Annotated in this window: 10 protein-coding genes; 3 read left to right on the plus strand and 7 right to left on the minus strand. The window is 62.5% G+C overall.

The genetic code is table 11. The features are described from left to right. The 7 genes from EN914_RS11320 to EN914_RS11350 all read right to left on the minus strand — a co-directional run. Nucleotides 1-353 (minus strand): isocitrate/isopropylmalate family dehydrogenase (locus EN914_RS11320; protein WP_245497815.1); only part of this gene is annotated, 353 nt, incomplete at its 3' end. 213 nt (nucleotides 354-566) lie between these two features. Beyond that, nucleotides 567-1460 carry a LysR family transcriptional regulator gene (locus EN914_RS11325; RefSeq protein WP_024504879.1) on the minus strand — a complete coding sequence of 298 codons (894 nt, stop codon included), beginning with the start codon at nucleotides 1458-1460 and terminating at the stop codon, nucleotides 567-569. A gap of 56 nt (nucleotides 1461-1516) precedes the next feature. Further along, nucleotides 1517-1801: a hypothetical protein gene (locus tag EN914_RS11330; RefSeq protein WP_196815412.1), complete on the minus strand. Its 285-nt coding sequence runs from the start codon at nucleotides 1799-1801 to the stop codon at nucleotides 1517-1519. Between the two features lie 81 nt (nucleotides 1802-1882). Then, complete coding sequence (locus tag EN914_RS11335; RefSeq protein ID WP_024504880.1) at nucleotides 1883-2725, minus strand: fumarylacetoacetate hydrolase family protein; 843 nt, start codon at nucleotides 2723-2725, stop codon at nucleotides 1883-1885. 150 nt (nucleotides 2726-2875) lie between these two features. Beyond that, on the minus strand, nucleotides 2876-3490 hold the full coding sequence (gene leuD, locus EN914_RS11340; protein ID WP_024504881.1) for a 3-isopropylmalate dehydratase small subunit: 615 nt from the start codon (nucleotides 3488-3490) through the stop codon (nucleotides 2876-2878). A gap of 2 nt (nucleotides 3491-3492) precedes the next feature. Next, a complete protein-coding gene (gene leuC / locus EN914_RS11345) occupies nucleotides 3493-4890 on the minus strand; it encodes a 3-isopropylmalate dehydratase large subunit (RefSeq protein ID WP_245265389.1) in 1398 nt (465 codons plus the stop codon). A 471-nt stretch (nucleotides 4891-5361) separates the two neighbouring features. Further along, nucleotides 5362-6108 (minus strand): SDR family oxidoreductase, encoded by a 747-nt coding sequence (locus EN914_RS11350; RefSeq protein ID WP_024504883.1) that lies wholly within the window; start codon nucleotides 6106-6108, stop codon nucleotides 5362-5364. Nucleotides 6109-6350: 242 nt separating this feature from the next. Between EN914_RS11350 and EN914_RS11355 the strand changes: the two genes are divergently transcribed. The 3 genes from EN914_RS11355 to EN914_RS11365 all read left to right on the plus strand — a co-directional run bounded on the left by EN914_RS11355 (nucleotide 6351) and on the right by EN914_RS11365 (nucleotide 9853). After that, nucleotides 6351-7385, plus strand: coding sequence for a glutaredoxin domain-containing protein (locus EN914_RS11355; RefSeq protein WP_081714389.1), 1035 nt, complete (start codon nucleotides 6351-6353; stop codon nucleotides 7383-7385). A 157-nt stretch (nucleotides 7386-7542) separates the two neighbouring features. Next, nucleotides 7543-8481, plus strand: a complete 939-nt coding sequence (trxB, locus tag EN914_RS11360) for a thioredoxin-disulfide reductase (RefSeq protein ID WP_032899518.1) — start codon at nucleotides 7543-7545, stop codon at nucleotides 8479-8481. Between the two features lie 403 nt (nucleotides 8482-8884). Then, complete coding sequence (locus EN914_RS11365) at nucleotides 8885-9853, plus strand: tripartite tricarboxylate transporter substrate binding protein (RefSeq protein WP_164752848.1); 969 nt, start codon at nucleotides 8885-8887, stop codon at nucleotides 9851-9853. Nucleotides 9854-10200: the final 347 nt, after the last annotated feature.

Below are 10200 nucleotides of genomic sequence, written 5' to 3' on the forward strand. Positions count from 1 at the left end.
GCCAGCGGCACGCCGGGAATGGCCCGGATCGGGCGCAGGCCCGCGTAGAGCTTCATGCGAAAGCGCATGTCGAGCTGGGGGGCTGGCTCGGTGCCGTCGGGATGGCGGATGTCCGGCGAACCCATGGCGCCGAACAGGATGGCGTCGGCCCGTTCGGCCGCCTCGAATCCCTCTTCGGTCATGGCGACGCCGGTCTCCTGATACTGGCGGGCGCCGCCATTGACGCGCTCCATCTTGAAGCCGATGTCGTGACGCTTCTCGATCGCCTCCAGCACCGCCGTCGCCGCCTCCATAACCTCGACGCCGATGCCGTCGCCCGGCATGATCGCGAGCCGAAAAGAGTTCTCTCTCATGAAATTCTCCCGGAGCGCCGTATCTCCCCGACGGGGATGGACGCCCACGCTTTGAATGGATGCATCGCGCTTGCCGAAGACCGGTTTGCGATCCTGGACCCGATGCTGGTGAACACGGCGCGACGTTATGATGGCTGCCGCCGACGCGACAGTATCGGTTCGGCAGGCCCCCCTTATCAAACAGCGACGATCGGCGGCGGCTGGCGATCACCGCTATGGGACGGACCGCAGGTGATCGAGCATGAACAGCGCCGCGGTCGTCAGCTGTCGGTCGTTGCGGACGCAGATGACGTGCGGACGGGTCGACCATTCGTCGAGCAGCGGAATGGCGCAGACCCGGTCGTTGCCAACTTTGTCGGCCAGCACGCCGTCCGGCAGGATAGTGATGCCGAGCCCGGCCTCGACCATACGCACGGCCGATTCGAAGGTCTTCACCTCGATGCACGTCTTCAGCGTCATGCTGAGCGCGTCGGCCGCACCCGCGAGCAGGGTGCCGAGCGAACTGGTGACGGCGAGCCCGACATGGTCGAAGCCGAGCGTGTCGGCAAAGCGCACCCCGCCCGACGTGCTGAGCGGGTGCCCGGCCGGAACCAGAACTACCAGCTTGTCGTGCCTGTAGTCGAAGACATCCAGCGCATCCGGGAAGGCCATGTTGCCCGCCAGGATACCGATGTCCGTCAGGCCCTCGATCGTCGCCTGCAGGACGCCGAGGCTCGAATCCTCGACCAGGATGATCTTCACCGAGGGATAGGCCTTGGTGAAGCTGGCGATCTGGCTCGGCATGTATTGAACGATGGCCGAGGTGTGCGCGTGAATGCGCACCTGGCCGGCGACGCCGGAGGCGAAGGTGCTCATCTCCGAGGTCATCCGGTTGATCTGGCTGAACAGGGTCGCCGCGTGCTTGGCGAGCATCTCGCCGGCGGGCGTCGCCTCGACGCCGCGCGAATGCCGATAGAACAGCGGCGCCCCGAGTTCCGATTCAAGCGAGTGGAGGCGCTTGCTGATCGCCGACGACGCGATGTTCTCGCGCGCCGCCGCCTTGCTGATGTTGCCCAGATTGTAGACGGCAAGGAAGATTCTGAGCGTCGTGAAATCGGGATGGAACATGCCGTTCTGCCTTTGTTGGGTGGAACCGCTAGTCCTTAAGCGACAATCCGGCAGCGTCAAGCGCGGCCGGATTGGGAACGGTTGGCGCCGCGCGTCAGTCCTCTTCGGGCCCGCCTTGTTCGCCGATGAGCGGGAGGAACCGGCCGCCGCCGAAATCCTCCTCCCTGTAGGTCGCGGCTGCCCTTCGTGCGGTCCTGACGAGACGCTGGCTGTAGGGTCTTCGCCGACGGGATCAAGAGCCGGCCACCGATGTCGAGCTGTTCGCGCAGGGCGGGCGGCGGGGCGGGCGCGGCAGCCGCCACCAGGATGGCGTCGAAGGGCGCGGCGTCCGGCCAGCCCATGGTGCGTCGCCCGCGCGCACCGCGACGTTGTCGTAGCCGAGTTTCCCGAACCGTTGCCGCTGTGCAGGGCGTGTGCCCCTGTCAGCCTTGGTAGAACTCCTGACGCTGCATGCCGAGGCCCTCGATGCCGAGCGTAACGACGTCGCCTGCCTTGAGGAAGATGTTCGGTTTCTGGCCTAGGCCGACGCCAGGAGGGGTGCCGGTGGAGATGATGTCTCCCGGCAGCAGGCTCATGAACTGCGACAGGTAGGACACCAGATAGCGGACGCCGTAAATCATCGTTTTGGTCGAGCCGTCCTGGAATTTGCGCCCGTTGACCTCGAGATGCATCTTGAGGTTCTGCGGGTCGTCGATCTCGTCGGCGGTCACCAGCCACGGGCCGGTCGGTCCGAACGTATCGCAGGACTTGCCCTTGGTCCACTGGCCCTGACGTTCAGCCTGGAAGGCGCGCTCGGAAACGTCATTGATGACGCAATAGCCCGCGACATAGTCCATCGCCTCGGCCTCCGACACGTATTTTGCGGTCTTGCCGATGACGACGCCGAGCTCGACTTCCCAGTCGGTCTTGAGTGATCCACGCGGGATTTCGACCGGATCGTTGGGGCCGACAATGGCCGACGTGGCCTTCATGAAGATGATCGGCTCCGGCGGCACCGTCGCGCCCGTCTCTGCGGCGTGGTCGGAATAATTCAGGCCGATGCAGATGAACTTGCCGGTGCCGGCAACGCAGGCACCGAGGCGCGGGTTGCCTTCGATCAAGGGCAAGGTCATCGGGTCGATGGCGCGTAGTGCGTCAAGACTTTCCGGAAGCAACGTACTACCGGCAAAGTTGGCCACCTTGCCAGATAGGTCGCGGATGCGGCCGTCCTTATCGAGCATTCCGGGCTTTTCCTGGCCCAACGGGCCATAATGCAACAACTTCATTTTAGGGGTCACTCCTCGACATGACTTCTCGTTCTAAAGACGTAGTCGGCAGTCGTGGCGGCCGCAAAAGCCGGAAGGTCGCGGCCGATAGACAACAAGTTCCTTGCTACGCCAAACCTGCCATTTGGGCGATGAAGGCATTCGCGCTTATCAGTCCGGAACGGTCCAGCCCTGCTCGGCCGCGTGGCGCTTCTCGAAGGCATCGATTTGGTCCTTCTGTGACAGCGTGTAGTCGAGTTCGTCGATGCCGTTTAGCAAGCAGTGCTTGGAGAACTCATCTATCTCGAAGGAATGGACCGCTCCGTTCGGGGCGGTCAGAGTCTGTGCGGCGAGATCGACCTCAATGGTCGCCCCCTGTTGTTCCTTGAGCTGGATCATGATACTGCTGATTGCGTCGCGTTTCAGTACCACTGGCAGCAGACCGTTCTTCAAGCTGTTGGAGAAGAAGATGTCGCCAAAGCTTGGCGCGACGACAACCCGGAAACCATAGTCCGCAACCGCCCAGACGGCATTTTCGCGCGACGAGCCGCAACCGAAATTATCTTCGCCAACCAAGATCTCGCCGTGGCGATAGGGTGGCGTGTTGAGTACAAAATTTTCCCGCTCCTTGCCGCCGTCGTCGAAGCGCAGATCGTGGAAGAGATATTGGGCAAAGCCCTCGGCGCGGGGTTTCGAAAGGAAGCGCGCCGGCAGGATCTGGTCGGTATCGACATTGACGCCAGGAAAGGGAACGGCTGTCGCCGTGACCGACTTGAACGGTTCCATGGTCATTCTCCTCGCTGAAACTGGCGAACGTCGGTGAGGTGGCCGGTGATAGCGGCTGCGGCCGCCATGGTCGGGCTCATCAAGTGGGTACGTGCGCCGCGGCCCTGTCGGCCGACGAAATTACGATTTGAGGTCGAGGCGCAGCGCTTGCCGGAAGCCACGGTCTCGCCATTGGTTCCCAGGCAAAGCGAACAGCCCGCCTCGCGCCACTCGAAACCGGCGTGGAGGAAGATGCTGTCCAGCCCCTCAGCCTCCGCCTGAGCCTTGACCAGGCCAGACCCAGGCACGATCCAAGCTTCGACTCTCGGATGGACCGTCCGGCCTTTGACGACCGCCGCGGCGGATCTCAAGTCCTCGATCCGGCCATTGGTGCACGAGCCGATGAATACCCGGTCGACCGGGATTTCAGCCAGCAACGTGCCGGGTTCGAGTCCCATATATGTAAGCGCCTTCGACATGGCTTCGCGGCGCTCGGCGGTGTTGGCGCGATCCGGGTCTGGCACTAGCGCGTCGATTGGAGCGACGTCCTCAAGGCTCGTGCCCCAGGTTACCATCGGCGCGATCTCGGCCGCGTCGAGTGTGACTTCCCTGTCGAACACGGCGTCGGGATCCGAGCCGAGCTGCGACCAGCGCTCGACCGCCTTGTCCCAGGCTTCTCCCGAGGGCGAATAGGGCCGGCCCCTCACATAGTCGAACGTCACCTGGTCTGGCGCGATCATGCCGGCGCGCGCGCCGGCCTCGATCGACATATTGCAGACAGTCAAGCGGCCTTCCATGGTCAGATCACGGATGGCGGAGCCGGCATATTCGATGACATAGCCGACCGCGCCAGCGGCGCCGATCTTACGGATAATGGCGAGAATGACGTCCTTGGCGCTTACGCCGAAGCCCAGTTCGCCCTCGACGGAAATCCGCATGGATTTCGGTTTGCGCTGCCATAGCGTTTGGGTGGCCAACACCTGCGTTGCCTGCGTCATGCCGACGCCGAACGCCAGAGCGCCCAGCGCGCCGTGCGTCGAGGTATGACTGTCGGCGCAAACGATGGTCATGCCCGGCTGGCTGATGCCCTGCTCGGGGCCGATGACATGCACGATGCCCTGCCGGCTGTCGGCAAGTTCAAACACGGTGAAGCCGAGCTCCTTGGCGTTCTCCATCAGCGACTCGACCATGCCGCGGCGCTCGGCGCTGGGAATGCGCGCAACCTGACGCACGTCAGTCGGCACGTAGTGGTCGGGCGTGCCGAAAATTTGATGAGGAGCTCTCGGGCGCAAGCCGCGCGCCCGCAGGAACTCGAATGCTGGCTGATAACCGTCGTGGATGAGATGCCGGTCGACATAGAGCAGCGTCTCACCGTCCGCGCGGTCGAGGATGCTGTGCTGCGACCAGATCTTGTCCAGCATGGTGAGAGCCGCGCGAGGCCGGCCTAAGCTCATCATATTTTTCTCCCATAGGAAGCAGATCAAACGAAGCAAGTAACCAAAGGCGGTGATGCTCAGCCGCAGCCGGTGAGTAGCATGGCGCCCGCCGATACGTTCGGGGCCATTTTCTAACGTAGTGACGTCCGCCCCAAGGAGTCTTTGTTGGGAAGGGTGTCATCGCAACGCGCGATGACTGGCGATTGTCGCACCGAGTTGATCGGCTCACCATCGATTCTGGCCAAGGCGTGTCGGGTGGACAGCTTCCCCTCCCGACGCTCGTCCACGGGCGCATCCAACCCGACTCCCTGCAACGGGCGTCGATCCGAACAGACCGTCCAAACTACTTCTCTTCAAGCAACACGGGGGGCCCCTGGGGCTTGGAAGCCAGTGCAGTTAGCTGGCTCCTAACGATGCCGCATCTCTTTCAAGGGACAGGCCCGCCGAGCGGTCATCTCAAAGCTGGCTCTTGCCCCCGTCAACGACGATCTCGGTGCCCAGCATGAAGGACGAGGCGTCGGAGGCGAGGAAAAGCGCCACTTCCGCCTGCTCGGATGGATCGGCGGCGCGGCCGATCGGCACGCGTGCCTGAACGGTCGCCAGCGCCTTTTCGGCGCCGTTGGCGAACGGTCCTTCGCTGGTGAACACGGCGGTCTTGGTTGGTCCTGGCGACAGGCAGAAGACACGGATGCGGCGCGACAAGAGGTCTGCCGAAATCGCCTTGGCTAGGGCCAAGGCCGGAGCCTTCGAAGCCGCGTACAGTGCCATATTGGGCTGACCGGTCTTGGCGGCGATCGACCCCGTCAGGATCACCACGCCGCAATCGCGCATGAAGGGTGCTGCCTTTTGGACCGTGAAGAACTGGCCCTTGGTGTTGACAGCAAAAAGCTTATCGAAATCCTCGCCGGTCCAGTCGGCGAACGGCTTGAACACGGTGATGCCGGCATTGGCGAAGACGATGTCGATGCCTCCGAGCGCTTCCGAGGCAAGCACCGCACCAGCCGCGATGGAGTCCAGGTCGGAGACGTCCATATGGACGCCGACACTGCCCGGACCCAGCTCGGCTGCCAGCGCCTGGGCTTTCTTGCCGTCGCGTGCGCAGAGCGCCACACGCGCGCCTTCGCGGACGAATGTCCGCGCCGCAGCAAGCCCGATGCCGCTCGTTCCGCCGGTAATCAGCGCAGTCTTACCCGCAAGTCGCATTCACAATCCCTCAATGTTGGCGCCCGCATCCGTCTGGTGGTGAGAACCTACGGGAACGGCGGGTGGTAGGAGCCCAGCTCATCTTCGCCGGCACACCCCCGGGCCAAATGGAGCATGCCCCGCTCTGATAGCGTTTGACCGGCTGCTCGGCATTGAATGCTCTCTTTGCCCCTTCATGGTTCAGACGAGAGCGCCGACGCGGACGTGGCGCCAGTCTCGGCCTCTCTTAAAAGCAGGCTTCCATGATCGAAAGTCGCAAACGGGAAGGAAAGCATCGTGCCCGACGATGCCGCGGCCCGGCACATCGCCGATCACGATGCCCCCCTTCCCGAATGGCGTCTTCAGTTGCTGCCCACGACGCTTTAGACAATCCGGGGACGCTACAGTTTGAGACAATCCGGGGACGCTACAGTTTGCCGGCTGATCCCGACTGGGATCGCGTGGTCCGCCGCGCCGCACGCAAGTCGAAGGATTTCAGGATTCTCGGTTCAAGAGCAGGAGATTTATACATGTACACCGATCCGATCAGGGTTTTCTGGGTGCCTGGATGCTCGGCCTGCGTCAAGACGAAGGAGTTCCTGACCAGTCTCGGCGTGCCGTTCGAATCCGTGAACCTGCTCGAGAACGAGCAAGGCGCAGCCGACCTCGCCAAGCTCGGCGCGAAGTCTTTGCCTGTAGTATCGCGCGGCGAGAAGTTCACCTTTGCCCAGTCGCTCGACCAGGTCGCCGAGTTCGTCGGCAGGAAGCGAGACGGCGTCGAGCGACTGCCGCCTGAAGAGCTCCATCGGCGCTGGCAGGAATTTCTCGCGGTAGCGAGATCACTGATCGTGGAGATTCCGGTGGACAAGCTCGGCCACCATCCCATTCCGAACCGCCTGGAGCGAACGGTCCTTGGCCTTGCCTATCACATCTTCCAGATACCTGACGTGTTCGTCCGCAACGTCGCGGGAGAATTCGAGGATTGGGCGCACTACGTCAATCTTCCCGCGCCTGATGACATGAAGAACAATGCCGACATCCTTGCTTTTGCCGACGCATCGATCGCGACCCTGACGGGCTGGTGGGATGGCTTGCAGGACCGCGCCTGCCTATGGACCGTCCGGACTTATTATGGCGTGCGTTCGGGCTGGGAGGTACTTGAGCGCCAGACCTGGCACTCGGCGCAGCATACGCGCCAGTTGCAGGCGGTACTCGAAGGCTTTGATATTCCTCTCTCCAAGACTGTCGACGCGAAACTCTATGACGGTCTGCCGATGCCGGTCGCCCTCTGGGAATAGCGCCGCCGCGGTTGCCAACGACGGCCTCTCCCGCCATGCCAGCTGATGGCTACGTCGGACCGCTGCTTTTCGGAGCGGGCGCGAGGCAGCGGATAACCGAGGCGGGCGGGCAATACCGTCGAGCCGGGCAAACCCACCAGCAATCCTGGGCGAACGAATGAGCACACGGGTCATCATTATCGGGTCGGGGCCGGCGGGCTACACCGCCGCCATCTATGCGGCACGCGCGCTGTGCAATCCCGTGCTGATCTGTGGGCCGCAACCTGGTGGACAGCTGACGGTAACCACGGATGTCGAGAACTATCCGGGATTCCCCGACATCGTCCAGGGCCCATGGCTCATGGAGCAGATGCAGAAACAGGCGGAACACTGCGGGGCGACTATCGTCACTGACCATGTCGAAACCGCCGATCTCAGCGAGCGGCCGTTCAGGGTAATCACGTCGTCCGGCAAGCGCTACGAGACCGAGGCGCTCATCATCGCGACCGGCGCCCAGGCCAGGTGGCTTGGCCTGCCTTCGGAAGAGCGTTTCCGCGGCTTCGGTGTCTCCGCTTGCGCTACATGCGACGGCATATTCTTCATCCGCAAGCACGTCGTGGTGGTTGGCGGGGGCAACACCGCGGCCGAGGAAGCGCTATTCCTCAGCAAATATGCGTCTAAGGTCACGCTCGTGCACCGTGGTGCCAGTTTGCGAGCGGAGAAAATCCTGCAGCAACGACTGTTCAACGACACGAAAATCGAGGTCGTCTGGGAGCATGTAGTGGATGAAGTTCTGGGCAACGAAGAACCGGCGCTCTCCGTCGAAGGCATTCGCCTCAGGCATGCCAGAACGGGTGCTGTGCAGAACCTGCCTGCCGACGGGCTGTTCGTCGCGATCGGCCACAGCCCGTCCGTCCGGGTCTTTGGCGACCAGCTCCGACAGAAGCCCGGTGGCTACATCTGGGTTGAGCCTGGATCGACGCGCACCAGCGTTCCGGGCGTCTTTGCGGCAGGCGATGTAAGCGACGATGTCTATCGGCAGGCGGTAACCGCTGCCGGCCTCGGCTGCATGGCCGCCATCGAAGCGGAACGGTTCCTCGCTCACCCTCATTCGTAATGCTTGCGGCTGCGCAACCGGGCCTGGCTCGCTCTACCATGCTTTGCCATATTCTCTCCGCTCCGCCGTCTATCGGTAAAGCATACCGCGGCACCTGGCTCCGAGCAGAAGCCTTATCCTCGCAGTGTGCGATGCCGGCATAAGAATCTACGACTCACCTTTTTGCGCCGTTTCTTTTTATAAGGTCGCCGTACTGCGCCGTCGGCCATGCCGTCGCGAAGTGCCGCGGGAGGCCAAGAGGAACGGTGATGGGCTTTTAGTTGGCGGCAGGAATTCGGGTGCGCTGTCTACGGTTCCTTTGGGACGTGACGCTAGCAAAGTCTCGCTGCGGGATGGAAGCCTCGAAAAAGCAATAAAAAGGGAGAGAAGAATGATTGGATCCTACAAAAAATCAGCCCATGCCATGCTGACAGCGCTGTCGCTGGTACTGCTGTCGCTCGCTGGCGCCAACTGCGCCAAGGCGGCTGATGACTATCCGAACAAGCCGATCGAAGTAATCGTCGGCTACCTCCCCGGTGGCGCAACCGACTTCGCCGCCCGCGTCCTCGCCGAGTCACTGTCGACCAGCCTCGGACAGCCGGTGATCGTCAATAACCGCCCCGGCGCCTCTTCGGCAATCGCCGTTGATGCCGTCAAGCGCGCGGATCCAGATGGCTATACGCTTCTGTTTGGCAACAACGACGCGATTGCGATACTGCCGGCCGTCAAGCCGGACGTGGCCTACAAGATCCCGGACGACCTGACCTTCATTTCCCGGGTCGTCGAGTTTCCACTGGTGTTCGCTGTCAGCACGAAGCTGCCGCTCAACGCCATGAAAGATTTCGTCGAATACGCGAAGGCCAATCCCGGCAAGTTCAACTACGGCTCTTCGGGTGTTGGCGGTTCGCTGCACATTGAGGGTGTGCGTATGGCCCTGGCGGCAGGCATCGACATCACCCACGTCGCCTACAAAGGTGCTGCCGGTGCTGTGACCGACCTCGTCGGAGGCCAGATCGACGGCATGTTCGGCACGGTGAAGGACATCTCCGCCCATCTCAACACTGGCACCATCAAGCTGCTGGCCGTGACCTCTCCCGAGCGCGTACCGGTAGTGCCGGATGTGCCGACTTTGGCCGAAGCCGGCCTCGGCGACGCCACCGTCACGGGCTGGTTCGCCCTCATGGGTCCCGCGAACATGCCTAAGGAAGTCACCGACAAGCTGAGCAAGGCCGTCGCCGACGCCTTGGTCAAGCCGGAAGTGGCAAAGCGTCTGGCTGACTCTGGCCTGTATACTTCGCCGCTTGCCGGCGCTGAGTTCAAGGATTTCGTGGTCAAGCAACTCGACACGTTCAAGACCATCGCCGAAAAGCAGAACATCCGGATTACCGATTGACGGTTCGTCGCGGGCGGCTCATTCGTTTTGGGCCGCCCTAAGTCTGGCATGAACGTTGCTCGCGGATTGGAGTTTTCGATGCGAAATCCGCCATTAGCCCCATATCGCCAAGCGGCATCAAGCACCCCGAACCAGGCAGGTTCTGACCTGCCATGGCTCCTGCTGCTTCGGCCTATGATTTATGCACCGGGTCCTCACGATGCCATCTCAACTTGAAAAGCCGAGAGACGTGATCAGTGGGACGCTGGTGCTCGCCACCGGTGCAGCGTTCCTTTACTTCGGTCGCGGGTTGACGGTCGGCAGCGCTTCGCGAATGGGGCCGGGCTACTTTCCGATCGTTCTGAGCC

Source organism: Mesorhizobium sp. M7A.F.Ca.CA.001.08.2.1, assembly GCF_003998455.1.
GTDB classification, from domain to species: Bacteria; Pseudomonadota; Alphaproteobacteria; order Rhizobiales; family Rhizobiaceae; genus Mesorhizobium; species Mesorhizobium ciceri.

Bases quoted from the DNA above. Each gene is read 5' to 3' on its own strand.
- EN914_RS11325 (WP_024504879.1), bottom strand. From the start codon at position 1,460: ATGTTCCATCCCGATTTCACGACGCTCAGAATCTTCCTTGCCGTCTAC.
- EN914_RS11330 (WP_196815412.1), bottom strand. From the start codon at position 1,801: ATGGGCTGGCCGGACGCCGCGCCCTTCGACGCCATCCTGGTGGCGGCT.
- EN914_RS11335 (WP_024504880.1), bottom strand. From the start codon at position 2,725: ATGAAGTTGTTGCATTATGGCCCGTTGGGCCAGGAAAAGCCCGGAATG.
- leuD (WP_024504881.1), bottom strand. From the start codon at position 3,490: ATGGAACCGTTCAAGTCGGTCACGGCGACAGCCGTTCCCTTTCCTGGC.
- leuC (WP_245265389.1), bottom strand. From the start codon at position 4,890: ATGCTGGACAAGATCTGGTCGCAGCACAGCATCCTCGACCGCGCGGAC.
- EN914_RS11350 (WP_024504883.1), bottom strand. From the start codon at position 6,108: ATGCGACTTGCGGGTAAGACTGCGCTGATTACCGGCGGAACGAGCGGC.
- EN914_RS11355 (WP_081714389.1), top strand. From the start codon at position 6,351: ATGATCGAAAGTCGCAAACGGGAAGGAAAGCATCGTGCCCGACGATGC.
- trxB (WP_032899518.1), top strand. From the start codon at position 7,543: ATGAGCACACGGGTCATCATTATCGGGTCGGGGCCGGCGGGCTACACC.
- EN914_RS11365 (WP_164752848.1), top strand. From the start codon at position 8,885: ATGCTGACAGCGCTGTCGCTGGTACTGCTGTCGCTCGCTGGCGCCAAC.